A 24,508-nucleotide genomic window follows, 5' to 3' on the forward strand; every position below is an offset into this window, starting at 1 on the left:
CCTTGACGGAATCACCTGTTTCAAACTTTATTGTTACTGATGTTGCGGCGGCGGCAGGACCGGAGGTAACGAGCCCGGTTTCCTTTTGAAAAATTGGACGCAGAATCAGGGTGATGGACCGGAAACGGTATCAGGCCTGACAGGATTTCTGCGCGATTTTCAGCCTCCAAAAAAGTGACGTCGGGACTGGCGATAATAAGCTGTTAATACTATATTTAGCGTTTGCAGCCACCATCACCACAAGATACAGGAAGGACATCTCCGGATGACACCCCTGTGACAATACGGAAACGAGACTGGCTGCACGACGACAATGTGCCGCCGGATAGGAATTTTGCGCCCCGGTCGTGGGGACTGGGCGCCAACACGAGGTCAAGACCATGCGCATCGAACGTCGTTTCACGAAGGCCGGCCAAGGCGCCTATGCGGATATCGAATTCCGCAAGGCGACGAGCGAGATCAAGAACCCCGATGGTTCGATCGTGTTCCGCCTCGAGAATATCGACGTTCCCGCGCAGTTCTCCCAGGTCGCGACCGACGTTCTGGCGCAGAAGTATTTCCGCAAGGCCGGCGTCCCCACCCGGCTGAAGAAGGTTGAGGAAAACGACGTTCCTTCCTTCCTGTGGCGCTCCGTTCCCGACGATGCAGCGCTGAAGACCCTGCCCAAGGACGAACAGACCGGCTCCGAAATCGATGCGCGCCAGGTCTTCGACCGTCTCGCCGGCACCTGGACCTATTGGGGCTGGAAGGGCGGCTACTTCTCTTCGGAAGAAGATGCTGCCGCCTTCAAGGACGAGCTTGCCTATATGCTCGCCACCCAGCGCGTCGCGCCGAACTCGCCGCAGTGGTTCAACACCGGCCTGCACTGGGCCTACGGCATCGACGGTCCCGGCCAGGGCCATTTCTATGTCGACCCCTTCACCGGCAAGCTGACCAAGTCCAAGTCGGCCTACGAACACCCGCAGCCGCATGCCTGCTTCATCCAGTCGGTCGAGGACGACCTCGTCAACGAAGGCGGCATCATGGATCTCTGGGTGCGTGAAGCGCGCCTGTTCAAATACGGCTCCGGCACCGGCTCCAACTTCTCCATGCTGCGCGGCGAAGGCGAAAAGCTTTCCGGCGGCGGCCGTTCCTCCGGCTTGATGAGCTTCCTGAAGATCGGCGACCGCGCCGCCGGCGCCATCAAATCGGGCGGCACGACGCGCCGCGCCGCCAAGATGGTGGTCGTCGATATCGACCATCCGGATATCGAGGAATACATCAACTGGAAGGTCAAGGAAGAGCAGAAGGTCGCGGCCCTCGTCACCGGCTCGAAGATCGTCGCCCGGCACCTGAAGGCGATCATGAAGGCCTGCTTCAATTGCGAAGGCGGCGATAACGGCGATTGCTTCGACCCGGCCAAGAACCCTGCCCTGAAGCGCGAAATCCGCGCTGCCAAGAAGGACCAGGTTCCGGAAAACTACGTCCAGCGCGTCATCCAGTTCGCCCGCCAGGGCTACAAGGATCTCGAATTCAAGACCTACGACACGGACTGGGATTCGGAAGCCTACCTCACGGTATCCGGCCAGAACTCCAACAACTCCGTCTCGATCAAGGACGACTTCCTGCGCGCCGTCGAAAATGACGGCGAATGGAACCTGACCGCCCGCAAGGACGGCCGGGTGATGAAGACGCTGAAGGCGCGCGATCTCTGGGAAACCATTTCCTACGCCGCCTGGGCGTCTGCCGATCCGGGCATCCACTTCAACACGACGATGAACGACTGGCACACCTCGCCGGCCGGCGGCCCGATCCGCGGCTCCAACCCGTGCTCGGAATACATGTTCCTCGACGACACGGCCTGCAACCTTGCCTCGCTGAACCTTCTGCAGTTCAAGGACAAGGCCACCAAGCGCATCAATATCGCCGATTACGAACATGCGGTGCGCCTGTGGACCGTCGTGCTCGAAGTCTCGGTGATGATGGCGCAGTTCCCGTCGAAGCGCATTGCCGAACTCTCCTACGAATATCGCACGCTCGGCCTCGGCTACGCCAATATCGGCGGTCTGCTGATGTCGTCGGGCATTCCCTACGACTCTGCCGAAGCCCGCGCCATTGCCGGTTCGCTGACCGCGATCATGACCGGCATCTGCTATGCGACCTCGGCCGAAATGGCTGCCGAACTCGGGCCTTTCCCGAACTTTGCGCCGAACCGCGACAGCATGCTCAGGGTCATTCGCAACCATCGCCGCGCCGCTCATGGCGAAACCTCCGGCTATGAGGCCCTGTCGATCAATCCGGTCGCGCTGATCCATTCGGAAAACCCGGACCAGGATCTCGTCGCCCACGCCAAATCGGCCTGGGACAAGGCGCTCGAGCTTGGCGAACAGCACGGCTACCGCAATGCCCAGGTCTCGGTCATCGCGCCCACCGGCACGATCGGTCTCGTCATGGATTGCGACACGACCGGCATCGAGCCCGACTTCGCTCTCGTCAAGTTCAAGAAGCTCGCCGGCGGCGGCTACTTCAAGATCATCAACCGCGCCGTGCCGGACGCGCTGCGCACGCTCGGCTACTCGGAAAGCCAGATTGCCGAGATCGAGGCCTATGCCGTCGGCCACGGCAATCTGAACCAGGCGCCGGCGATCAACCCTTCGACGCTGAAGGCCAAGGGCCTGACCGACGAGAAGGTGGAAGCTGTCAACGCCGCGCTGAAGAGCGCCTTCGACATCAAGTTCGTCTTCAACCAGTGGACGCTCGGCGCCGATTTCCTCAAGGACACGCTGAAGGTTTCCGACGAACAGCTTGCCGACATGAGCTTCAGCCTGCTCGACCATATGGGCTTCTCGAAGAAGGACATCGAAGCCGCCAACATCCATGTCTGCGGTGCGATGACGCTGGAAGGCGCGCCCTTCCTCAAGGCCGAGCATCTGCCGGTCTTCGATTGCGCCAATCCTTGCGGCAAGATCGGCAAGCGCTACCTCTCCGTCGAAAGCCATATCCGCATGATGGCGGCTGCCCAGCCCTTCATCTCGGGTGCGATTTCCAAGACGATCAACATGCCGAACGAGGCAACCGTCGAGGATTGCAAGAACGCCTACCTGCTCTCCTGGAAGCTCGGCCTCAAGGCCAATGCGCTCTATCGCGACGGCTCCAAGCTGTCGCAGCCGCTCAACGCCTCGCTGATCGAGGATGAGAACGACGAGGAAGCGCTGGAAGAACTGCTGCAGGCGCCGGTCGCCGCCCAGGCCGTCACCATCACCGAGAAGATCATCGAGCGGGTGATCGAACGGGTTTCGCGCGAACGGGAGAAGCTGCCGAACCGCCGCCAGGGATACACCCAGAAGGCTGCCGTCGGCGGACACAAGGTCTATCTCAGGACCGGCGAATTCGGCGATGGCCGCCTCGGCGAGATCTTCATCGACATGCACAAGGAAGGCGCTGCCTTCCGTGCGATGATGAACAACTTCGCCATCGCCATCTCGCTCGGCCTGCAATATGGCGTGCCGCTCGAGGAATATGTCGAGGCCTTCACTTTCACCAAGTTCGAGCCGGCCGGCATGGTCATCGGCAATGATGCCATCAAGAACGCCACGTCGATCCTCGACTATGTCTTCCGCGAGCTTGCCGTCTCCTATCTCGGCCGCCATGACCTCGCGCATGTCGACACATCGGACTTCTCGAACACGGCACTCGGCAAGGGCATCCAGGAGGGCAAGACCAACCTGCTCTCCACCGGCTGGACCCGCGGCTACAAGCCGACGCTGGTCTCCGGCACCGGCGGCGAACGCCAGGCGGGCGAACCCAAGGGTACTGCCACCGCAGCGCCTGCCCGCGCCGCTTCGACCGGCACCGTGACCGCCTTTGCAGGTGCCGCGGCCCGCAAGCTGGAGCCGACGGTTGCCGTCTCCACCTCCGAGATCGTCGCCTTCAAGCGCGATTACGAGGAGCGCGCCAAGGAATTGGCCGAAGAGATCGCCGAAGAGGTCAGCGAGGAAATCACCAGCGACGCCACTGCCCTCTTCTCCGACAAGGCGGCAGCCGACGCGGCAACGGCCAAGACCGAAGCCAAGAAGGTCGAAGCCGAACGCCGCCAGCGCTCGATCATGCAGGGGTACACGGGCAACATGTGCTCGGAATGCCAGAACTTCACGATGGTGCGGAACGGCACTTGCGAGAAGTGCGACACGTGTGGTGCTACGAGCGGGTGCAGCTGAGCGGGCTTGCGGTTCTTCAGTGTCTGTTGAGAAATCGAAGCTAGTTCTGGCCAAAAGCCTCTGAAATTGGCCATTTCCGTCAGAAGAAATGGCCAACCGTCCGGGCACTAAAAGTGCCCGGACGGTGCCCGTTTTCCGAATTCGCAGCGAATAGCTGCATCAGCCTGCAATCTGGGGTATCGAAACGGGTTGATGCCTGCTCGAAGACCTGCTGCGGTTCTCCTGCCAGATCGGAACTCAGGACGGCGTCCAGAGTTTCGTCTGCGAGGTCGAGCTTAATTCGATTTCGGACAAGACACGTTCCAGGCTCGATTGAAAACCGTCACGCCGAAATCCGCGGGATGCTCAAGTTTCGCAAAGATAGGACGAGACGACTGACCTCCAAGTGACATCCGGCTAGTTTGCAGCTGTATCGGAGGCCCTTAATGCTCCATGAGTCAACACGCAACGAAGCTCTAACCGACGACATCGGCCTCGCGATAAAATGAAGCTGAACCCCATGCTGCCGAAACACCGCCTTATCCTTCTGCGCCACGCCAAATCCGCCTGGCCCGACGGTGTGGCCGACCGTGAACGGCCATTGGCGGATCGCGGGCGCAAGGCGGCATCCGCCATCGGCACGTATATGGTGCGCGAAAAACTGATCCCCGATCTCGCCCTCGTCTCGCCGGCCCACCGGGCGCAGGAAACCTGGAAGCTCGTCCGCAGGGCCTTTTCGAAAAAGCTCTCCGAGCGCGAGGCGGCGGATATCTACGAGGTGCCGGCCGAGCGCATTCTCGATGTGATCCGGGCCGTCGAACCTGGCATCCACACGCTGCTCATCGTCGGCCACAATCCCGGCATGGAGAATGCGGCCTCGCTTATCGTGGCGGACGGCGATGCCGATGCCGTGACACGCATTCGGGAAAAGTTCCCGACGGCGGGACTCGCCGTCATCGACCTCGATCTCAACGGATGGGACGAGTTTGCGGTGGGCACCGGTTATCTCGAGCGGTTCATAACCCCACGATCATTGGGATAACAACGGCACTTCCCGGTTTGAATTGGGTGGACCTAGTGCACGGTCCCGATTCCCGCGCCGGTCCGAACGGGCCGTCCACGGCAGAATGGTTCGACAGCGCCGACGTGGGCGGAGAACCCGTTTTCGTCAACGAATTGGGATCGGTTCTACAGGTAACCCATTGCGGGCATCTCTTCCCTATATGGTGGATGCTACACGCCCGGCAGCCGCTTCCCTCACCCCGTCAGAGTTCCGCCTTCGATCACTCCTTGGCCGGTACCTCCGGCCATTGTCAAAAGGGCAGAATGTCGAATATGCGCTTGCTCGCCCCCGCCGTCCAGGACGGCTTCACGGCGCCTGCGGCCAGCGGCGGGCCGGATGATGGTGCCAAGGGCGATTGATAGAACCGGTTGAGCATCGCGTCACAGGCGTAGTGACCCCAGTTCGTCAGATGCTCGGTCTCCTTCACGCCGAGGAAATGGAGATAGGTGCCGACCTTAGAGGGAACGACCGATGACGGCGGGAGCGTGTAAGAGGCGTATGGCTTGAGGTCGGCGTCCTTGCTGTCGATCGACCAGTAGACGCCATGGGTTCTTGCACGCAGCGCCGCTTTCGCGAGATCGTCGAGGCCGAGCATGTCGGCCTGTTTTGCTGCCTTGAAGCCGCCGATCAGGTCTCGGCGCCGCAAAGACCGCACCTGGTTATCGGTCGTATCGAGAACGCGCTTGAGCTGGGAGAGATAGTTCCAGTATCCGCCAGTCGAGGAGCACCAGGGCGCGCCGGCATCGCTGACAAGCAGGCAGTCGCAGCGTTTCAGCGCCGGCTCGATGCCGTGATTGTCGTAGACGCCGCCATCGCTCAATATAGCCCGGCCTGGAGCGACCGGTTCGCCAACGGTATTGTCGAGCTTTTCCCTTTTCCAGGAAAACTGTGACAGGTCCAATCGCAGCGGCGACAGCACGGGCGGAAATGCCGCCGAAGCGGCAACCGCGGTCGCGAGCGAAAGTGCCGGATGAAACGACAAGCCGATCCTGTAATCCGCGATATAGCGGTTGGACATGCGGAAGAGCGAACCGGTGCTGAGATTGCTGGCGCAAAATACGAACCAGGGCGAGCTCGGAAGATCGCTCAGGCTTGGCGATCTCCCATCGAACAGATGCCGCTCATAGAGCTTCGCGGCCTCCTGCGCCGCGCTCGAAAATGGATTGAACACGCCCTTCAGAAAGCTCGGCCCATCGGCGAATATCTGGCTGAAGGCCAGAATGCGATCGACATATTCGGTCGTGAAGTTGACGGCGACCTCGTTCTCGAAGACCAGCCGTGGCCAAATATGCGCGAGCAGGCCGGACGCTATAGATCCGCCCGATACCGACGAGATCATATCGAGCTTCGCCAGAAGACCGGCCTCGTTGAGCCTGGCAAGCGATCCCGCGTGGAAAAGCATGGCCCGATAGCCACCGCCCGAAAGGCAGAGGCCGAGTTTATAGCGCTCAGCGGGCTTCTCGGGATTAACGGATCCCGACAAGACGACACCGTCCTGGAAATGCTCGTCCTCTGACATGCTTTATCGCGTCACGTTGAAAAGAAGGCCGACATCCGATGTATAGCAGATCAGGATCGGCGCGAAGGAACGTGAGAGCAGTTTTGCGTCGAGTTTGGCGCTCCCGCTCTATCCGGCCCTTCGATCCGCCACTCCAGGAGTTGGCAAAGTGCACCTTGGCCGCCCGCCCCGATCCGACTTGCAAAACATTCCTCGCAATGTTCAATAACCGTCGCAAAGGCGAGGCGAATCGATGCGTTACATCGCGGCAGGATTGTTGTTTCTATGCGCATTTCCTCTGTCTGCGGCGGAGATTACGCGAGAGCCGTTGGAGGGCGACACCGACCTGATCTCGGTCACGGGCATCCTGAACGACGGTGACGAAATCGTCTTCAGAAACCTGGCCGCGGCCTCCAGCAAGGCCCTTGTTTTTCTGAACAGCGAGGGCGGGGATCTTAAAGCCGGGATCGAGATCGGGCGCGCCATCCGCCTTCGAGGCTTTGCCACGGCCACCCCGCCGGGGACCTTGTGCGCGTCGGCTTGCGCCCTCACCTGGCTTGCCGGGTCGCAGCGGTTTCTTCAGCCCGAATCCAATATCGGCTTCCATGCCGCCTATCGCGTGGTAGACGGCAAGGCCAGCGAGAGCGGCGTCGCCAATGCACTGGTCGGAGCCTACCTCAACCAGCTGGGATTGTCCGACACCGCCATCGCCTATGTGACGTCGGCACCGCCGGAAGGCATCGCGTGGCTGACGGCCGCCAAGGCGCAGGCCGTGGGCATCACCTACGACGCGATTGACGAGGACGGACCTGATCCGGCGTCGGAGGCGGGCAAGACGTTTCCGCACGATCCGATGGGCGCGGTGACGGCCTTTTACTCCGCGCTCGCCGCAGCCGATGGTGAAACCGCCTCGGCTCTGGTCATTCCGGAAAAGCGCGGCAAAGGCCCTTTCAACGAGGCGTCGATCCACGCCTTCTACGGCGCGATGGCGCAGCCGCTCAAGCTCACCGGCACGGCGCTGCGCGGTAATGACAACGTCCGGGTTTCCTACGAATACGCCACCAATGACGGCCGTCGCTGCAAGGGCCGCGCCGATGTCCAGACCACCTATGTGTATGGCAAGACCCTGGTCTCGATGATCAAGGTGCTTGACGGCTGCTAGCCAGATTCCTTTGCTTTGAAGCAGTCACTGACCGCCCGCTCTTTCCCTCGGGCAGACTGCAGCACCTGCGGTCACTGCCTGCGGGACCGGCAATATTTACTCTGCATACCTCCGGGAGTTGGCATCGCATTTGTGCCATTCCCAGTCCATTCCCGCTTCGCCCTCATGGCCATAACACCAGTCGAGGCGATTGAGCAGCGGACCGAGTTCGTCGCGCCTTTTGCAGGCCCGCTGTGTCGCGATGCCATCGCGATCGGTGCTACCGCGGCAGATGTCGTCCAGCCCTACCCACTGATCGGTCAACCGATCCGGCGCCTTGGCTTCCTTGTCCGTGGCGAGCACCTTTCCGGTCTCGGACTCGATCTGCAGGGAGGCCGTGTTCCACACGTAGGAGAATTCCGCCATCCCGACGGACGTCTTACCCGTGTCCTTGTTTCGGGCAAACCACTCGACAATTCCCGACATTTCGCATTTTCCGGCACAGTTCGCAGTCACGGAGCCGGGTTTGACGCTGTAGATGCGCTCCGGCCAGCGTTGGGCGAAGGCTGCCTTTTCCTTCAGGACGGCGTCTTTATCGACCGCGTTTCCGAAGAAGGAGACCTCGTCGGCATAGACGCCCGTCATAAAGGCCAACGCCGAGGCACTGTCTTTCGACCATTCGTCATTGTATCGGTTTGCGAAATCCACCGCCTCCGTGGTCAGGTCGCCGGGTTCAGGTGCGCCCGCCTCCTCGGAATCGTCGGGGTCTGACGGAATGTCGGCGGGTGCTGCGCTCTCCTGCGGTGCGGCGCCTGCCGGGGGCGACGCGCTTTCCTGTGCCGAGGGCATATCCTCGGGCGTGTTGATGTTCCAGTCCCGCATTTCCGCAGCGGTGAGATAGCGTATATCGGTGCTGTCGATCGACAGGCTGAGCTGCAGCAGATTGGGGCTTACCCCCATGTCGGTGAGATAGCCGATGATCTCGCCGGTCAGCAATTGAACAGTCGAGACTGCCAATGTGTTGTCCATGGGCATATCGAGGGAAACCCGATGCACACCGATGGAGCCCGGCTCGGCGAACCTTTCGACGCCACCGACGAAGGCGAAGGCGCAAGCCGATGCACATTCCATGGCTCTGATCTGGAGCGTTCTTGCATTCAGCGCACGGATGGCACGGCCGAAGCTGATCGCGGTGACGACGTTCCCGCCGGGCGAGTCAAAGCTGATGTAGTCCGCTTGGGACTGCTTGTATTCGTCGACAAGCTGCGCCGGATCGTCGGAGAATTCAAACACGCCCTTTATCACCAGGCCGCGCTCTCCCGGCGCGCCATCCAGGCGCTGGTAGGAAATGGCCGCATGCGCCTCTCCTGCCAAGGCGATGAACGCTAATAGCATCGATATCAACGAGACGGATTTGCGCATTCTTCTCCAGCCTTCGAGCACATATTTCTCCTGTCGTCACTCGCAGCATATCTTGCTCACTTGTTGCCAGGCCGATCACCGAGTTCTTGGCGTTAGCCCGCTTCAATGCGACCCAGGCCGATGGCGATCACAAGTGGAAGATCAACAGCTTTGACGAGAATATTTCACCCTACCCCAACAGCATCCGATCAATGCACAAGGGGCGATCTTCTGGCAAGCGGCACAATCAGAAGTGATGAGACACGGTAAATGCCGGTTCCTCTCGGGAGCCGCGACGTTCCTGTCCGCACAGTCGGAATGCGCCGGCGAAATGCCGACAGATATGCTCGAAATCGGTCCTATCAATTCTGACGCGGCGGGCGCTGTAGACCGATGCAATGATTATCGATTATGTCGCCTGCATCGAAGTATTTGACCCGTGAGGCAGTTCGTGACTTTTGCCTATGACAATCACGCCCTCGATCTGAGGAGCGATGCCGATTTCTTCTTCCTCCTCACCGGAAGCTACCTGCGCATCACCGGCCGTCATCTTGTCCAGGACGGGCAAGGACTGGACTGGCTCTATAACGATGCGCCTTTCGTCGTGCTTGCTCACAATACCGAGCCGGATCCGCGCTTCATCTACGCCAACCGCACAGCGCAGAACTGCTTCGAATATAGCTGGGATGAATTCATCACGCTGCCGTCGCGGCTTTCGGCCGAGCAGCCCGATCGCGCCGAGCGCCAGCGGCTGCTCGATGCCGTCACGCGTGATGGTTTTGTCGATAATGGCCGCGGTGTCAGGGTCGCGAAATCGCGCCGCCGTTTCTGGGTCGACAACTTCACCGTCTGGCAGCTCATCGATGAAGCGGGCAAGCTGTTGGGCCAGGCTGCGATATTCTCTTCGTGGCGGGACGCGTAGTTTCTACGGCTTCACGCGGTCGGGATGCGCCGCCTGAAAGGCGGGGAGTTCGGCGCATCTGGCGTCGATGTCGGTGATGCGGCTGAAAGCGGTCATATCCACGCCCCAGCGGCGCGCATTGTAGAGCTGGGGAACAAGGCAGAGGTCGGCCATCGCAGGCCTGTCGCCAAAGCTGAACTTTCCGTCGGCCTCGCCGATCATGGCCTCCACTCGGCGAAGCCCGTCACCGATGAAATGCTGCATCCATTCCTCGCGGGCATCGACCTTTTCCGTCAGTGTCATGAGATGCGAGACGACATGCAGATTGCAGATCGGATGGATGTCCATGGCGACCGCATAGGCCAGGGCGCGGACTTTCTGGCGATCGGCGCTATCGGACGGCAGCAATCCGCATTCCGGGCGAAGCTCGGCCAGGTATTCGATGATGGCAAGCGACTGCGTCAGTGTTTTCCCATCGATCACCAGGGTCGGCACGAGCCCCTGCGGGTTGAGCGCGAGATAGTCCGGCATTCTGTGCGCGCCGTCCAACAGGTTGATCGGCACGGTCCGATAGTCGAGGCCCAGGAGATTGAGCGCGATGCGGACGCGGTAGCTCGCCGATGATCGCCAGTAATCGTAGAGAACCACCTCGTTCATCGCGGCTCGGCTCCCTCGTATTTTCCGACCGTCTGCTCGATCGCCCCGAAGATCGAATGGCCGGCATGATTCTTCATCTCGATGCGGACCTGATCGCCAAACCTCATGAAAGGGGTCTTCGGCGCTCCGCTCTCGATCGCCTCGATCATCCTCAATTCGGCAATGCAGGAATAACCGTCTCCTCCCTCTCCCACCGGCTTGCCGGGGCCGCCATCGAGCTTGTTGGAAACAGTGCCGGAGCCGATGATCGTTCCGGCCGCCAGATGCCGCGTTTTGGCGGCATGGGCGATCAGCTGGCCGAAATCGAAGGTCATGTCGATGCCGGCATTCGGCTTGCCGAACGGTCTGCCGTTCAAGCTCACCAGCAGCGGCAGATGCAGCTTGCCGCCATCCCAGGCGTCTTCGAGTTCATCCGGCGTCACCGCGACCGGCGAGAATGCCGAGGCCGGCTTGGACTGGAAGAAACCAAAGCCTTTCGCCAGTTCCTCCGGGATCAGGCCGCGCAGCGACACGTCGTTGACGAGCATCAGCAGCCGGATGGCGCCGCGGGCAGCTTCCGGGCTTGCCCCCATGGCGACGTCGCCGGTGATGACGGCGACCTCGCCCTCCATGTCGATCCCATAGGCCTCATCCGCCACGACGATCGGCTCTCGCGGCGCAAGGAACCCGTCCGAGCCGCCTTGATACATCAGCGGATCGGTCCAGAAGCTTGCCGGCATCTCGGCTCCGCGCGCCCTGCGCACCAGTTCGACGTGGTTGACGTAGGCAGAACCATCAGCCCATTGATAGGCTCGCGGCAAAGGCGATGCGGCGTCATGTTCGTGAAAGCGGATCGTCGGCTGAGCCCCAGTCTCGATGCCTTCGGCAATCAATGCCAGTCTCGGCGCCACATGCTCCCAGTCGTCGAGCGCGGCCTGCAGGGTGCGGGCGATGTGGCCGACCTCCGAACAGCGGGTCAGATCGCGGGAAACGACGACGAGCCGGCCGTCCCGGGTAGAGTCCTTCAAGGTCGCAAGTTTCATGTCCGAATTCCCGTGCCGGAGGAGCCGATCTTCATTTGATGCCGGGGGTGCCGTCGAATTTGCGCTCCAGGCCATCCCAGCATTCCAGGTAATCCTCCTGCAGCGTTTCGAGCTCGGCTGCGTATTTCGTCAGTTGCTGCGGGTAGCGGGTCTCGAACATGAAGGCCATGGTATGATCGAGCTTCACCGGCTTCAGTTCGGCATTGGATGCCTTTTCGAAGGCGAGCGCATCCGGCCCGTGGGGCAGCATCATGTTGTGCAGGCTCATGCCACCGGGCACGAAGCCCTCCTCCTTGGCGTCGTACTGGCCATGGATCAGCCCCATGAACTCGCTCATGATGTTGCGGTGATACCAGGGCGGACGGAAGGTGTGGTCGGCGACCAGCCAGCGCGGCGGAAAGATCACGAAATCGACATTTGCCGTGCCGGCATCTTCAGTGGGGGCGGTCAGCACCGAAAAGATCGACGGGTCGGGATGATCGAAGCTGATGGCGCCCACCGGTGAAAATGTCCGCAAATCATATTTGTAGGGCGCGTAGTTGCCATGCCAGGCAACCACATCCAGCGGCGAATGGCCGATTTCCGTGACATAGAATTTACCGCACCATTTCACATGCACGCGGCAGGGTGTTTCCTTGTCCTCGAAAGCGGCGACCGGTGTCTTGAAGTCGCGCGGGTTCGCCAGGCAATTAGCGCCGATCGGCCCGCGATCCGGCAGGGTGAATTTGGCGCCATAATTCTCGCAGATATAGCCACGCCAGACCGTCTGCTCGCCGCTCTTCTGAATCTTGAACATCATGCCGCGGGGGATGAGGCAGATTTCCAGCGGCTCGACATCCATGATGCCCATTTCGGTAAACACTCTGATGGCGCCGAGCTGCGGCACGATCAGCAGCTCACCGTCGGCATTGAAGAAGTAATCGTCGACCATGTCTTCGTTGAAGACGTAGGCATGCGCCGACATGCCGACCTGGGTCTTGGCATCGCCTGCCGTGGTGATCGTCCTCACCCCTTGCAGAAAATTCAGCTTCTCAGTGGGAGCAGGCAGCGGATCCCAGCGGAGCTGGCCGAGCGGCAGCGAATGTTCGTCCAGGCAGGGCGCCGTTTTCCAGAGCGGATAGGATGCGTTCAAAAAGCGGCGCGTGTGACGTACGCTCGGGCGAATGCGATAGAGCCAGGACCGTTCATTCGTGCCGCGCGGCGCGGTGAAGGGCGAGCCGGATAGCTGCTCGGCATAAAGCCCGTAATTGCATTTCTGCGGGCTGTTCTGGCCCTGCGGCAAGGCGCCCGGCAGCGACTCCGTCTCGAAGTCGTTGCCGAAGCCCGGCATATATTTCAGCCTGCCTGCCGTCGCCGCTTCCGCGTCGGCAGCCTGGATCGATGTCTGGTCCATGCTCAACTCCTCCCCGAGAACTCTGCAACGCGCAGAGTTTACTCCGCTGCCGTGCCGATGACACCACGCTTGATCTGATCGGCCTCGATCGACTCGAACAGAGCCCGGAAATTGCCTTCGCCGAAGCCCTCGTCGCCCTTGCGCTGGATGAATTCGAAGAAGATCGGGCCGATGACGGTCTTGGAGAAGATCTGCAGCAGGATTTTCGTCATGCCGCCATTCACCACGCCTTCCCCATCGATGAGGATGCCGTGCTTCTTCATGCGCTCGATCGGTTCGCTATGGCCGTTCACACGTTCATAGGACATGTCGTAATAGGTCGCGGGAGGCCCCGGCATGAAGCGCAAGCCGTTAGCGGCAAGCCGGTCGGTCGCTTCGTAGATTTCTTCCGTTCCGACGGCGATGTGCTGAATGCCCTCGCCCCGGTACTTCTTCAGATATTCCTCGATCTGGCTGGTGTCGTCCTTCGATTCATTCAGCGGAATGCGGATCTTGCCGCAGGGCGAGGTGATGGCGCGGCTCACCAGACCGGTGATGCGCCCGTCAATATCGAAGAAGTGGATCTGCTTGAAATTGAACAGGTTGCGGTAGAAATCCCACCACTTGTCCATATTGCCGCGGAAGACATTGTGGGTGAGATGGTCGAGATAATAAAAGCCGATCCCCTCGGGACGCGGATTGCGCTCGCCCAGCCAATCGAACTCGGCATCGTAAGCCGATCCCTTGGCGCCATAGGTCTCGACGAAATAAAGCAGCGAGCCGCCGATGCCTGCGATGGCCGGAACATCGAGCATCTTGTCGTCGCCTTCATAGGCAACAGCGCCTTTCGACACGGCGTGGTCGAAAGCGTGTCTGGCATCGACGACGCGCCAGGCCATCGATGCGGCGCAGGGACCGTGTTTTTCGACGAAACGGGCGGCATGACTGCCCGGTTCGGCGTTGACGACATAGTTGATATCGCCCTGGCGCCAGACGGTGATGTCCTTCGTCTTGTGCCTGGCGACGGCGACGTAGCCCATGCGTGTGAAAAGTTCGCTGAGTTTCTCGGGTTCGGGATGCGCGAATTCGACGAATTCGAAGCCATCGGTGCCGGCCGGATTGTCGGCGGTGATTTCCGACGGCGGCGCATCATGCGGAAACGGGCCCATTGTCTTTCCTCCAGAGGAGATTGCATTTTCTATGCAAACTATGGCCCAAAACCCATGCAAAGTTCTTGCATTCTTCATCTATCAGGAAGAGATTACGCACGATCCGTGAGTGTTTTGGAGATTTTGCGCAATGGATGAACCGCTTGATAAATTGGATTTGCGCCTGCTCCAGGAACTTCAGAAGGACGGCCGGCTGACGAACAACGAATTGGGCGAGCGGATCGCACTTTCGCCGTCGCAATGCTCGCGCCGGCGGACGCGACTGGAAGCCGAAGGCTATATCCGCAGCTACCGCGCTCACCTCGACCGGGAAAAGCTCGGGCTTGATATGCTGGTGGTGATTTCCGTGACGCTTGCCACCCACAACAGAGACAATGCCCGCCGATTTTCGCAACTGATCAACGGGCTACCGGAAGTTCTCGAGGCCTATGCTCTTACCGGCGAAATGGATTATCACCTGACGGTGGCGACCCGCGGGCTCGCCGACCTTTCGAAATTCGTCAACGACGTTCTCTTGCCGCACGAGTCGGTGCAGCACGTGAAGACGTCGATCGTGCTCGACACGCTGAAGACATTCGAAGGCTTTCCGGTGCTCATGCCGGGTCATGGGCATGGCGACAGCACAAGGTGATATTGCGAGTATCTGGATCAGAGCGGCAACTCGGTCGAGAATTTCAACTCACGCAGCACGAAGCTCGAGACAACAGTGCGCACATGCGGGTTGCGCATGAGGTGGCGGGTCATGAAGGCCTCGTAGCTTTCGACGTCCCTCGCCCGGATCTTCAGCATATAGTCGAAGGCGCCTGATAAGGCGTAGCACTCCATGATCTCCGGCTGGGCCAGCACAACGGAAGCGAAAGAGGCGACTGCCTCTTCGTGGTGATCCTCCAGCGTCACGTGGGCAATCACGCAGAGTTTGAGATCGAGTTTGCCGGGATCGAGCAGCGTCACCCGCTTGCGGATGACGCCGTCGGCTTCCAGTTCCTGGATCTTCCGCCAGGCCGAACTCTGCGACATGCCCGCCTTTTCCGCGAGGTCCGCCAGCGACAGGCTGCCATCGGCCTGGACGAGCTTCAGAAGGGTGCGCTGGAAATTCCCAGGTTCTTTCATTTTCGGCATCACATTCGGGAATATTTGCCATCACTATGGCAATAGCCGGCACGAAAGAAAAGAAAATCCTCTTGATATGGCGGATAATCGGAAAAACCAATCCATCACTGGGAGGATCAGCAGATGGTCAAAGAAAGCAGCTACACCGCCAAACTGCCCGGCCCGGACGGCCTCTATGATTATAGCCCTGATGAAGATGCGATCTGGGGTGAACTCTATCGGCGGCAGATGAAGATCCTGGCCGATACGGCCTGCCGCGAATATCTCGACGGTGTCAAACTGCTGGGCCTCAGGCCGGACAAGGTGCCTCAGCTTCTCGATGTGAACAGGCGCCTGAACGAAACCACCGGCTTCGGCGTCGAAGGCGTGCCGGCGCTCATTCCACCCTCACGCTTTTATGAACTTCTGTCGCAAGGCAAATTCCCGCTGGCGACCTTCCTGCGCCGCCGCGAGCATATCGACTATATCGAGGAGCCGGATCTGTTCCACGAGGTCTTCGGCCACTGCCCGCTGTTGACCAACCAGAGCTACGCCAATTTCGTCCGCCATTTCGGCGAAACCGCCGTGCGGCTCGGCAAGGGTTATTCCTGGCACCTGTTCCGGATTTTCTGGTTCACCGTCGAATTCGGGTTGATCAACACGCCTGACGGCCGCCGCTGCTTCGGCGCCGGCATCGTCTCCTCGCCCAGCGAAGCCAAGGCGGCCATGGAAGGCACGGCCTGCGAATTTCGCGCGTTCGATCTCCTGAGCGTGCTCCGAACCCCCTACCGGATCGATATCCTCCAGCCGATCTACTACGTCATCGACAGCTTCGCCGATCTGGAGGCGATCGTGGAGCAGGATATCGAGGGCACGATCCTCAAGGCCAAATCGCTCGGTGATTTCGCGCCTGCTTTCGAAGCCAAAGCGTCGTGATCCCCTGACGAGAAGCGGAGATGTCCGCCGCAACCCTCATTTCGGAGCGGCGGCACTTCGATTGACGAAATCCACCAGCACACCCGGCCTGACCATGCCGGCCAACTCTTCGGCGTCCCAGTTGGTCAGCCGCACGCATCCATGCGAGCCGACCTTGTCGATGAGCTTCGGCTCGGGTGTCCCGTGGATTCCGTAGGTCGGCTCGGTCAAGTCGATCCAGACGGTGCCGACCGGGCCGTTCGGTCCTTTCGGAATGGTCAGGACGTGATCGTTCTTGCCCTGCTTGAAGTTCAGCTTCGGGTCATATCGGTAGACCGGCATTTTCGCGACGCCCTTGACCTTGTGTTTTCCCGACGGCGCCGGATTGTCCTGGCTTCCGATCGTCGCGGGATAGACGGCAAGCAGCGTTCCGTCCTCGGCATAGGCCAGCACCTGCCCCGCCTTTCGGTCAGCCTCGATCCTCTTGACCTTTCCTTGCCTCGGAAGATCGGGGTTCACCACCCACACCGTATCGCCGGGCGCAAATTGCGAAGCCGGGTTGAGCGCGTTGACGAGATCGATGCCCATGTGGAAGCGCTCGGACAGCTTCTCCGCAACGCTGGTATAGCCGAGACTCTGCATCTTTGCCTTCTCGCCATAGTCCTCGGGGATCCTGTCGACGAGATCCTTGGCGTCCTCTGCCGAGACGACGTAGCTCTCGACAACAGGGGCATTATCTTCCAGGCGGGAGGCAACGTCCGGATCCACCCTGCCATCGACGGGAAGCTTGTTCATCGCCTCGAAACCGGCCACGGCCTTATTGACGTTGTCGCCGGAGAGGCCATCGATCACGCCCGGAGATGCGCCGGCACGGTCGAGCAGGACCTGAAGGCGGACGACCGCCGGATCCGGATCTGCGGGCGCAGGTTTTTCTGTCCCGATGGAGGCGATCGAAGCCGCGTTGATGATATCAGGTTTAAGCCCCTGCGCGGCGGCACCGCCAACAGAAATGGTGAAAACGAGCAACGACATCGGCAGAGCTTTTTTCATGGACGACAAATGGCTGGCGACGCAACTTGTTCCACTGGGCAGGAGTGCCTCGGTCACGGCGTCTTTGCGCGCTTCCTGGCTTCGCGCGATCGTGCCGTTCGGCGAGCTGGCCTCAGTTCCGCGATCGTCGGCAGCCACCACGCTTTGTCGCCATCTGGAGACATCTTCGCAGGCCAGGTGCGGACGAGTTCTTCGAGTGTCGGCCGCCGCCAATATCCCCAGAAGTGATCCTCGGTCACATCAGGATAGACGTCGGCAACGACGTCCGGGGCGACCAGTTCGCCTGATATCTCGGTAAAGACGACGATCCCGTAGGTGATGGCGACCGGCCGCCCGATCGGCGGCAAATCGTGGCTGAGAAGCGGGTAACGACGGCGCTTTCGTTCCGCGGAGCGGAGCCTGCTGCGGATGTCCTCTTCACTCCCCTTGCGCTCCTCGGCCCGCCGCCGCCTCTCCTCCGGCTCGTTTCTGCGGGCGGCCGCTTCGATATCGGGCCAGCGGCGCCTCAGATCTTCATAGGATCGGAAGGGGACGTGCCATATCCGGAGATCGCCGTCCCAGCGGGAGAATGGCACCTCGCGCAGCTCGTCGACGACCGTCTTCGAATAGGGGGTACGGATTCGAAAGCCTGCCTTGCCGAGTTGAAGATAGGGACTGTCGATCGGATCGAAGACGAAGGCGTCGCGTCCCTTCGCATCCGCATGGGCGTCGGCCTCGGCCTCCAGCTCGGCAAGCCATCGTCCGATGCGGCGGGACGCGGTCCGGCCGGGAACGAACCAGGCCTTGCGGTCGTCGTTCCAGCGGGCACGGGGAAAGCGCCTTCGGAACTGTTCGACGGTCATCCTGTCGTAAGGGAAGGCAATGTCGGCGCCGGGCTTCGGGTCATCTTCACCGGGCGGCGGCTCACCGTGATCAGCCGGGGATTTCGTTTCGATCATCGAAGGAGAACGCTCTCGCAACGGAAACGGTTTCCGCTGCGGCAGTCGGCACGATCACTGAGGCACGGCCACGACGAGATCGCAGGAGCAAACGCGTCTTAGTGAATGGTTCTCGGCAACTTCTCCGGATGCGAAATGTTCTGGAGCGTCGCCATTAGCTTTTCGAATTCGCTCAGGACACGATTGAACTCGACATCCTGCATGTTGACGATTTCCGATATCGTCGAGGAAACGGATGCGATGAGCCTGTCGATCCAGACGCAGCGGTCGGCCGGCACATTGCCGAGAACCTCCTGCCGATGCGTCTTCAACTCGCGGAGAATGCGAACGATCAGCACTCCCCGCTCGGTCCTGCTCAAGAACCGCAGCCTTGTCTGCGCCCGTTGAATTTCGGTTATCAGCGCCGTCGCCATCCCCTGCTCTCCGACCCAACGCAACCAGATACCACAACCGCAGCGTTTGTAATACGGACTTTGGTCTGACTGCAACTCAGCGCAGTGTCAGACATCGGCTAAGTCAATTATTCCCAGCGATGACGAGCGGTGTTTCGCAGCTGCGCCGCGGCCCGTCCCATGGTTGATAGGTGTTGTCTTCCGGTCGATACGACCTGTAGCGAGCGGCGCACCAGGCTGCCGCCTGAGCATTCACGGCGAGATCCGACTCGTATGGCGAAGAGCAGGTACGGATTTCGCCGCTATAGGATCGATAACTGTTGGTCGACGGATCGAAGGAGCGATAGTGCTGCGTGCACCAGGCAAGGTGCTCGGCCGAAAATTTCGGCTGTGGTGTCTGAAGTGCGGTCGATAGGCCGGCGGGCTTCGTCTTTGCCGTTACGATGACCGGCGCCTCGGTGACATAGCTGGAATAGAGAGGCGCAATCCGTTCATACTCCTGCTGCCGCGGATCGACTTTCACCGGCTCCGTCGTCCAGAGATCGGGGCCTGCAAGGTCCCGGAGGCCGTGAGGCTCGGAATTCGCCACGACGTGGGAGGCGACGAATGCGGCGGCGATGCAGACGCCGACCGAGCTGACAATGCCGAAGGCTGTGGATGCAAGGGCGTTCATTTTCCCGACCCCTGCTGTTGAGCCGGGGGGAGCCAGACGCGACCGGCGCTGCTATGCTGGCCGGCGGTGGCGACGAGCGCGGCGAGAATGCCGGCGATGGCCAGCAGGATGGCGATCACGGGCACGGCAAGACCACCGGATTTCTCTTCGGAATAGATCATGTTCCTCTCCTCGGCGCCTGTCTTGGTTTTCATGATGATTTCTGCTTTAGCCGCACGACGACGTTGCCGGCCCTCGTGCAGCTGGTATCAAACTCTGAGCAGTGATCTCAGGAAGGAAAACGCGGCAGGAGCCGCGTGGAGGATCAGGTCACTTGATGACCTGGATTACCTTGCGTGACGACGGTTCGACGATGACGCGTTGGTCATTGACCACTGCGTAGGCATAGGTCGGATCATCCGGAATAGGCGTTACGACAACCGTTTCCGGCAGCGGTTGGCCGACAACGATCTTTTCCTTCACGACCACGCGGGCGGACGGCGCCGGAGCCTCGCGGACGTAGGTGACGACCTTTTGCGGCGGCGGATCGATTGCCGTGCCGACGACTGCGCCGGCGACGCCGCCGACAGCAGCGCCAACAGGCCCGCCGACGATCGCCCCGGTGACCGCCCCGCCTGCCGCACCATTGACGGTCGAGGACTGGGCGAATGCGACGCCTGATATCAGCGTCACGGCTGCTGCGCTTACAATTAGCCTAGAGAGCATTTTCTCCTCCTTGTGTTTGAGGCGCGGCCTTGGTGACCGCTGTCAAACCAACTGGTTACAGGCAAGGTCGTTCCACGCCCCAGACCTCAGTCCGACGGACCCCGGCCTTTGGTCCTAAACGCATTTCAATCACCGTTGCCGGCGCTATTTCAGCATCGAAAGACCCTGCACAAGCAGGCGCAGGCAGGAGAATGAATGGGATGGCACGATCCAATCGCCGGGAAGCTGGACGCAGGCGCCTGGCCATGCGTCTGCCGCAGATGCGGACGCTGATCATGGAAGCGCGCGACCCGTGGCAGCTCGAGCTCTTCGAGGCCTACCAGATGGCAGTCGAAGCGCGCGACGCCATTCGAAGGCGGCGGCCCAATTCGTATATGGTGCGGGAATATGACGAGACCTGTTGCGAAATCGAGCAGCACGTCATCCGGGCGATGGGCGAACTTTCCGTCGGAGCTGCGCCGCTTCAGCGCAAATCCAGCGAGCCGTCAGACCTCGGCGGATAGACGTTTTTCAACATTCCAACTGGAAAGCATGCGAGGAGCCTCTTGCGGCCTCCCGAAGAGATAGCCTTGCCCCGTCTCGCATCCGAGCCGATGCAGCGCTTCGGCTTCCAGTTCGGTCTCGACACCTTCGGCGACCACCTGCAGATTCAAGCCGTGCGCAAGTGAAATGATCGCCCGCACGATTTCCAACACCGCCGGATTTCCGTACATTCGCCGGACGAAGGACTGGTCGATCTTGAGCTTGTCGAGAGGAAGATCGACAAGGTAGTTCATCGACGAGTAGCCGGTGCCGAAGTCGTCCAAGGCAATGACGATTCCCGTTTGGCGAAGCGCACGCATCTTTGCGATCACGTCGCCGCCCTGGTCGAGGAAGGCGGATTCCGTCAATTCGAGGCACAGCCTGGAGGAAGGAAGCCCGCTGCTGGACAAGGCCTCCCTCACATCGGCCTCGATGTCGGACTGCTCGAATTGAAGTGCCGAGACGTTGACGGCGACACCGAATTCACCAGGCCAGGCAGCAGCTTCGGTGCAAGCCTCGAACAGCGTCCAGCGGCCGATATCACAGATCAGACCAGAGGATTCGGCGATCGGGATGAACTCGGCCGGAGATATCAGGCCGAATTCGGGATGGTTCCATCGGATCAAGGCTTCCGCGCCGACAAGGCGCCCGCTGGTAAAATCGACCTGCGGCTGGAACAGCAGGAAGAACTGCCGGTTTTGAAGAGCGGCGCGCATGTCCCGCTCCAGCCGGCGCGACCGCGCCTGGCGAACGGCGGTAGACGGATCGAAGGAGCACCATCGCCGGCCTTGCCCGGCCTTCGCTGCATCGAGCGCCGATTCAGCGGCATTCAAGATCGCGCCGGGTGCGGCATCACTTGAGCGGGCTATTCCGAGGTGGACCGAGATCGGCACGGCGGCACCGCCGAGGTGAACAGGCTCTTCGAACAGGGCCAGAAGACCATCGGCGAAATCTTCGATCGGCATTGCATCCGTCGCGGCAATGGCGATGCCAAAATGGTCGCCGTCCAGTTTTGCCAGCAGATCACCGGCGAATGCATTGCCCAGCCTCGCCGCCACGGCTTGCAGCAGTTCGTCGCCGACGTCGCGCCCCAGCGTGGCGCAAAGCGATGAGAAACGCTCGATATCCAGCACCGAGACGAAGGCCCCGCCCTGGAGGGCTGCCAGTCGGGACGCGAATTCCCGGCGATTGAGCAGCCCGGTGAGTTCGTCCAGTTCGGACAGCTTCTTGAGCCGCTCTTCGTAATCATAACGTGCGGTAATGTCTCGTATGATCAGGCAACCCGCAAACCGCGACCGCGCCACGGCCGGGCGCGCATCCGGCTGTTCGATCGGCGAAATCGTGACGGACGCTTCGTAATGGGTAGCCTGCGAAGCTCCGGTGCCGGCGAAGTCGACGAGAGCGGTGTGCACCTTGCCCGGTTCGGCATCGTGCTCAGAAACCAGCCTGCGCACGGTGTCGATGATGGCGGCATCGGTGCTGCCGAGAAGCGAGGCGCCGATCCCGGCTCGCAATACGGTCTTTGCGGATTCGCTCGCCTCGACGATCCTCAAATTGCTATCGAATGCAACGACACCGTCCGAACTGTCGGCGATGATCCGTCTCATCAGGCGCCGGGTGTTTCGGGCCTCGGTATTGGCGATGGCGACAAGCATTCGGCCGAGGTCGACGCGTTCGTTGAACGCGAGCATCCATGCGAAGAGCAGCGTCAACCACGGCCCGGCCGTTCCGACAAGGATTCCGTCCCGCGACTGCAGCAGAAATGCGCCTATCTCGCCGATGAGAACGATGAGCAGTCCGACTGCCATGATCGTGATCATGCCGGCCGAACGGCTGCAGATCACGCCGACGATCAGCAAGATCGCAAACACGAGCTCCAGCGGAGCCTGATCGACCATTCTGAGGAAGCGGTTCTGCAGCAGCGTCTCTGCCGCAAGCACGTGAATGAGCGGGCCTGAAATAGCGCCGTAGACGGGAACGGCGAAAATATCCTTGAGCTCGGCCGCAGACGCTCCGACCACGACCGAACGGTCTCTGATCGCCTCGGCCGGCACAGCCCCATTCAGCACGTCTGATAACGAGAATGTCGGGACGGTATCGGGCCTTATCGAGAAATCGATCGGCAAGGAACCGGAACTGCTGCCGATCCCGCCGAGGGCCGATGCGGCGGACTGGGTGGGGCTTCCGTCGAGCTGGCTTCCCAGATCGAAACGGCGGACGATCCCGTCCGCATCCATCGCGACATTGGCGAATGCGGGCCATGCATTCTGAAGGAACTGCGGGATCGGCCTCGTCACCGCCGTCTCGGAGGACGCCGCCTTCTCCTGCTGCCGGAACACCGGCAAAAGGACCCCTCCTCCGGATCTGGCAAGCGCCGCGGCAAGACGCTCGTCCTCCTCAGTGCTGGAGAACGCGCTGAAATCGACGTCGAGAAAGACGTCCTTGACACCGGAGGCGACCAGCTTGTCGAGCAATGTCGCGTAGATGCTCCGTGGCCAGGGCCAGGTTCCAACGGCGTCGAGGGAATGTTTGTCGATCGCAACGAAGACGATATTGCCGGTGGCGGTGCGAGGCGCCCATTGGAAGCGCTTGGCGAAAAGGCTGTTGTCGATTGCCTGCAGGAGGCCGAGGCTGGAGCCGAATATCGGCAGCGCCAGCATCACGGCGATCAGCAAAAACCGAACCGTGATCGTGCTGATGCCGTTGGAGAGATAATCTCCAGCCGCCTTGCTATCTCTCACTTATCCTTGCCCTTGCCGTGATCGCCGGAATTGCCGTTACCGTTGCCACCGCCGTTGTTGTCGCCCTTGCCGCTGTTTCCGCTTCCATTGCCGCCGCCGTTGCCATTCCCGTTGTTACCGCTGTCATTGGAATGACCGTTGCCGTTGCCGTTCCCATTGTTACCGCTGTCATCGGAATGACCGTTGCCATTGCCGTTTCCGCCGCTGTTGCCGTTGCCACCGGAATTGCCGTTTCCGCCACTGTTGCCACCGGAATTGCCGTTGCCATTGCCGTTATTGCCGTTGCCGGAATTGCCGTTGCTCCTGGTGTTTGCGCTGTCATCATCATCGCTGCTCGCGCTGGAACTGGTGCTCTTGCTTGTCGCCGCAGAGGTGTTCTTGGTCTCCGCCGCTTCGGTAGCGCCGGCGAGTGTCGTGGTGCCGACAGCAGGGATCGGGGCGACCGACGGCGCAACGGAGGTGATCTCGGGCTTGGACAGCCGGCCTGCCACCGTCATGCCGGCCTTCTTGTCGACAGCAGCGCTCTGACCCGGCGCCACGTTCGAGCGCTGGCCGCTGGCGAAGGAGGTGACCTCGACCAGGCCGCGATCCACCGAGACGGATGCTTTCGCCCTGCCGACCGTCACGTGAAAGATCGTTCCTTTGACGACGGCCGCGAGATAGGGCGTCTGGACAGCCGTATGAGGCTGGCTTCGCTTCTCGATTTCAAGGTCCAGCGAGCCGACCTGCTGGTAGATCTGCGTCTTCATGGCAGCGGATTCGTTGGTGGCGATGGCGGCAAGCGTATTTGGCTGGAAGGTGATGCTCTCCACCCCTCTGGCAAGCTGGACGCGCCCGCGCGGGCCGGTCGAGACCCATGCCCGGTTGGGGACCACCTCGCCGGCGCGCAGATCCACCCAGTTCGTCCTGTCGACGGTATACTTGACTTGATCCGTCGCTTTGACGACCCGCCAGTCGTCGGCAGTCGCATAGGCGGCTGTCGGCAGCAGGATCAGTGCTGCGATCAGAATTCTAAATATTGTCGACATGAATGCTATTCCCTCGGCCTTGGCACGAGTGAAGCACATTCACCTTAAGAATGATT

General features: G+C 60.8%; 22 protein-coding genes. 7 read left to right on the plus strand and 15 right to left on the minus strand.

Annotation, left to right across the window (positions count from 1 at the left end; translation table 11 throughout):
* Nucleotides 1-380 precede the first annotated feature (380 nt).
* Both GGD57_RS23255 and GGD57_RS23260 read left to right on the plus strand, forming a co-directional pair.
* Nucleotides 381-4,196 (plus strand): vitamin B12-dependent ribonucleotide reductase, encoded by a 3,816-nt coding sequence (locus tag GGD57_RS23255; protein WP_184472603.1) that lies wholly within the window; start codon nt 381-383, stop codon nt 4,194-4,196.
* A 484-nt stretch (nt 4,197-4,680) separates the two neighbouring features.
* Entirely contained in the window at nt 4,681-5,217 is a 537-nt protein-coding gene (locus GGD57_RS23260) for a SixA phosphatase family protein (RefSeq protein WP_184472604.1), read from the plus strand.
* A 271-nt stretch (nt 5,218-5,488) separates the two neighbouring features.
* Here the strand turns inward: GGD57_RS23260 and GGD57_RS23265 are convergent, their stop codons facing one another.
* Nucleotides 5,489-6,757 (minus strand): patatin-like phospholipase family protein, encoded by a 1,269-nt coding sequence (locus GGD57_RS23265; RefSeq protein ID WP_184472605.1) that lies wholly within the window; start codon nt 6,755-6,757, stop codon nt 5,489-5,491.
* Between the two features lie 232 nt (nt 6,758-6,989).
* Between GGD57_RS23265 and GGD57_RS23270 the strand changes: the two genes are divergently transcribed.
* Nucleotides 6,990-7,898, plus strand: a complete 909-nt coding sequence (locus GGD57_RS23270) for a hypothetical protein (RefSeq protein ID WP_184472606.1) — start codon at nt 6,990-6,992, stop codon at nt 7,896-7,898.
* A gap of 96 nt (nt 7,899-7,994) precedes the next feature.
* Here the strand turns inward: GGD57_RS23270 and GGD57_RS23275 are convergent, their stop codons facing one another.
* Nucleotides 7,995-9,320 (minus strand): hypothetical protein, encoded by a 1,326-nt coding sequence (locus GGD57_RS23275; protein WP_184472607.1) that lies wholly within the window; start codon nt 9,318-9,320, stop codon nt 7,995-7,997.
* Nucleotides 9,321-9,729: 409 nt separating this feature from the next.
* Here GGD57_RS23275 and GGD57_RS23280 point away from each other — a divergent pair, with 409 nt between their 5' ends.
* Entirely contained in the window at nt 9,730-10,200 is a 471-nt protein-coding gene (locus tag GGD57_RS23280) for an MEKHLA domain-containing protein (protein WP_184472608.1), read from the plus strand.
* Nucleotides 10,201-10,203: 3 nt separating this feature from the next.
* Here the strand turns inward: GGD57_RS23280 and maiA are convergent, their stop codons facing one another.
* From maiA to hppD, 4 genes are read right to left on the minus strand one after another with little or no spacing between them, the layout of a single operon-like run.
* Nucleotides 10,204-10,836 (minus strand): maleylacetoacetate isomerase, encoded by a 633-nt coding sequence (gene maiA, locus GGD57_RS23285; RefSeq protein ID WP_184472609.1) that lies wholly within the window; start codon nt 10,834-10,836, stop codon nt 10,204-10,206.
* The gene (locus tag GGD57_RS23290; protein ID WP_184472610.1) at nt 10,833-11,858 is read right to left on the minus strand and encodes a fumarylacetoacetate hydrolase family protein; all 1,026 of its coding nucleotides are present in this window, start codon (nt 11,856-11,858) and stop codon (nt 10,833-10,835) included. Before GGD57_RS23290 ends, maiA begins: the two co-directional genes overlap by 4 nt.
* A 31-nt stretch (nt 11,859-11,889) precedes the next feature.
* Nucleotides 11,890-13,251, minus strand: a complete 1,362-nt coding sequence (gene hmgA, locus GGD57_RS23295; RefSeq protein ID WP_184472611.1) for a homogentisate 1,2-dioxygenase — start codon at nt 13,249-13,251, stop codon at nt 11,890-11,892.
* A gap of 38 nt (nt 13,252-13,289) precedes the next feature.
* Nucleotides 13,290-14,399 (minus strand): 4-hydroxyphenylpyruvate dioxygenase, encoded by a 1,110-nt coding sequence (gene hppD / locus GGD57_RS23300; protein ID WP_184472612.1) that lies wholly within the window; start codon nt 14,397-14,399, stop codon nt 13,290-13,292.
* A 130-nt stretch (nt 14,400-14,529) separates the two neighbouring features.
* Here hppD and GGD57_RS23305 point away from each other — a divergent pair, with 130 nt between their 5' ends.
* Nucleotides 14,530-15,030 carry an Lrp/AsnC family transcriptional regulator gene (locus GGD57_RS23305; protein WP_184472613.1) on the plus strand — a complete coding sequence of 167 codons (501 nt, stop codon included), beginning with the start codon at nt 14,530-14,532 and terminating at the stop codon, nt 15,028-15,030.
* Nucleotides 15,031-15,047: 17 nt separating this feature from the next.
* Here GGD57_RS23305 and GGD57_RS23310 read toward each other — a convergent pair whose 3' ends face one another.
* Nucleotides 15,048-15,509, minus strand: coding sequence for an Lrp/AsnC family transcriptional regulator (locus GGD57_RS23310; protein ID WP_184472614.1), 462 nt, complete (start codon nt 15,507-15,509; stop codon nt 15,048-15,050).
* Between the two features lie 123 nt (nt 15,510-15,632).
* On the opposite strand from GGD57_RS23310, the gene GGD57_RS23315 reads away from it, so the two are divergent.
* Entirely contained in the window at nt 15,633-16,424 is a 792-nt protein-coding gene (locus GGD57_RS23315; RefSeq protein WP_184472615.1) for a phenylalanine 4-monooxygenase, read from the plus strand.
* A 36-nt stretch (nt 16,425-16,460) separates the two neighbouring features.
* Here GGD57_RS23315 and GGD57_RS23320 read toward each other — a convergent pair whose 3' ends face one another.
* The 6 genes from GGD57_RS23320 to GGD57_RS23345 form a co-directional block, all read right to left on the minus strand.
* Entirely contained in the window at nt 16,461-17,462 is a 1,002-nt protein-coding gene (locus GGD57_RS23320) for a L,D-transpeptidase family protein (protein ID WP_184472640.1), read from the minus strand.
* A gap of 44 nt (nt 17,463-17,506) precedes the next feature.
* On the minus strand, nt 17,507-18,391 hold the full coding sequence (locus GGD57_RS23325; RefSeq protein ID WP_184472616.1) for a hypothetical protein: 885 nt from the start codon (nt 18,389-18,391) through the stop codon (nt 17,507-17,509).
* A 98-nt stretch (nt 18,392-18,489) separates the two neighbouring features.
* Entirely contained in the window at nt 18,490-18,804 is a 315-nt protein-coding gene (locus tag GGD57_RS23330; protein WP_184472617.1) for a hypothetical protein, read from the minus strand.
* A gap of 103 nt (nt 18,805-18,907) precedes the next feature.
* Nucleotides 18,908-19,456: a BA14K family protein gene (locus tag GGD57_RS23335; protein WP_184472618.1), complete on the minus strand. Its 549-nt coding sequence runs from the start codon at nt 19,454-19,456 to the stop codon at nt 18,908-18,910.
* On the minus strand, nt 19,453-19,650 hold the full coding sequence (locus GGD57_RS23340) for a hypothetical protein (protein ID WP_184472641.1): 198 nt from the start codon (nt 19,648-19,650) through the stop codon (nt 19,453-19,455). Before GGD57_RS23340 ends, GGD57_RS23335 begins: the two co-directional genes overlap by 4 nt.
* Before the next feature lie 115 nt (nt 19,651-19,765).
* A complete protein-coding gene (locus GGD57_RS23345) occupies nt 19,766-20,161 on the minus strand; it encodes a DUF1236 domain-containing protein (protein WP_184472619.1) in 396 nt (131 codons plus the stop codon).
* 200 nt (nt 20,162-20,361) lie between these two features.
* On the opposite strand from GGD57_RS23345, the gene GGD57_RS23350 reads away from it, so the two are divergent.
* Complete coding sequence (locus GGD57_RS23350; protein ID WP_184472620.1) at nt 20,362-20,664, plus strand: hypothetical protein; 303 nt, start codon at nt 20,362-20,364, stop codon at nt 20,662-20,664.
* Here GGD57_RS23350 and GGD57_RS23355 read toward each other — a convergent pair.
* A complete protein-coding gene (locus tag GGD57_RS23355; RefSeq protein WP_184472621.1) occupies nt 20,647-23,424 on the minus strand; it encodes an EAL domain-containing protein in 2,778 nt (925 codons plus the stop codon). The genes GGD57_RS23350 and GGD57_RS23355 overlap by 18 nt on opposite strands.
* Nucleotides 23,421-24,452 carry a FecR domain-containing protein gene (locus GGD57_RS23360; protein ID WP_184472622.1) on the minus strand — a complete coding sequence of 344 codons (1,032 nt, stop codon included), beginning with the start codon at nt 24,450-24,452 and terminating at the stop codon, nt 23,421-23,423. The genes GGD57_RS23355 and GGD57_RS23360 overlap by 4 nt, the downstream gene beginning before the upstream one ends.
* Nucleotides 24,453-24,508 lie beyond the last annotated feature (56 nt).

This window comes from Rhizobium esperanzae (assembly GCF_014197615.1).
Classification (GTDB): domain Bacteria; phylum Pseudomonadota; class Alphaproteobacteria; order Rhizobiales; family Rhizobiaceae; genus Rhizobium; species Rhizobium esperanzae_A.

Coding starts and splice junctions, on each gene's coding strand:
- GGD57_RS23255 (WP_184472603.1), top strand. CDS start 381: ATGCGCATCGAACGTCGTTTCACGAAGGCCGGCCAAGGCGCCTATGCG.
- GGD57_RS23260 (WP_184472604.1), top strand. CDS start 4,681: ATGAAGCTGAACCCCATGCTGCCGAAACACCGCCTTATCCTTCTGCGC.
- GGD57_RS23265 (WP_184472605.1), bottom strand. CDS start 6,757: ATGTCAGAGGACGAGCATTTCCAGGACGGTGTCGTCTTGTCGGGATCC.
- GGD57_RS23270 (WP_184472606.1), top strand. CDS start 6,990: ATGCGTTACATCGCGGCAGGATTGTTGTTTCTATGCGCATTTCCTCTG.
- maiA (WP_184472609.1), bottom strand. CDS start 10,836: ATGAACGAGGTGGTTCTCTACGATTACTGGCGATCATCGGCGAGCTAC.
- GGD57_RS23290 (WP_184472610.1), bottom strand. CDS start 11,858: ATGAAACTTGCGACCTTGAAGGACTCTACCCGGGACGGCCGGCTCGTC.
- hmgA (WP_184472611.1), bottom strand. CDS start 13,251: ATGGACCAGACATCGATCCAGGCTGCCGACGCGGAAGCGGCGACGGCA.
- hppD (WP_184472612.1), bottom strand. CDS start 14,399: ATGGGCCCGTTTCCGCATGATGCGCCGCCGTCGGAAATCACCGCCGAC.
- GGD57_RS23305 (WP_184472613.1), top strand. CDS start 14,530: ATGGATGAACCGCTTGATAAATTGGATTTGCGCCTGCTCCAGGAACTT.
- GGD57_RS23310 (WP_184472614.1), bottom strand. CDS start 15,509: ATGAAAGAACCTGGGAATTTCCAGCGCACCCTTCTGAAGCTCGTCCAG.
- GGD57_RS23315 (WP_184472615.1), top strand. CDS start 15,633: ATGGTCAAAGAAAGCAGCTACACCGCCAAACTGCCCGGCCCGGACGGC.
- GGD57_RS23325 (WP_184472616.1), bottom strand. CDS start 18,391: ATGATCGAAACGAAATCCCCGGCTGATCACGGTGAGCCGCCGCCCGGT.
- GGD57_RS23330 (WP_184472617.1), bottom strand. CDS start 18,804: ATGGCGACGGCGCTGATAACCGAAATTCAACGGGCGCAGACAAGGCTG.
- GGD57_RS23335 (WP_184472618.1), bottom strand. CDS start 19,456: ATGAACGCCCTTGCATCCACAGCCTTCGGCATTGTCAGCTCGGTCGGC.
- GGD57_RS23340 (WP_184472641.1), bottom strand. CDS start 19,650: ATGAAAACCAAGACAGGCGCCGAGGAGAGGAACATGATCTATTCCGAA.
- GGD57_RS23345 (WP_184472619.1), bottom strand. CDS start 20,161: ATGCTCTCTAGGCTAATTGTAAGCGCAGCAGCCGTGACGCTGATATCA.
- GGD57_RS23350 (WP_184472620.1), top strand. CDS start 20,362: ATGGCACGATCCAATCGCCGGGAAGCTGGACGCAGGCGCCTGGCCATG.
- GGD57_RS23360 (WP_184472622.1), bottom strand. CDS start 24,452: ATGTCGACAATATTTAGAATTCTGATCGCAGCACTGATCCTGCTGCCG.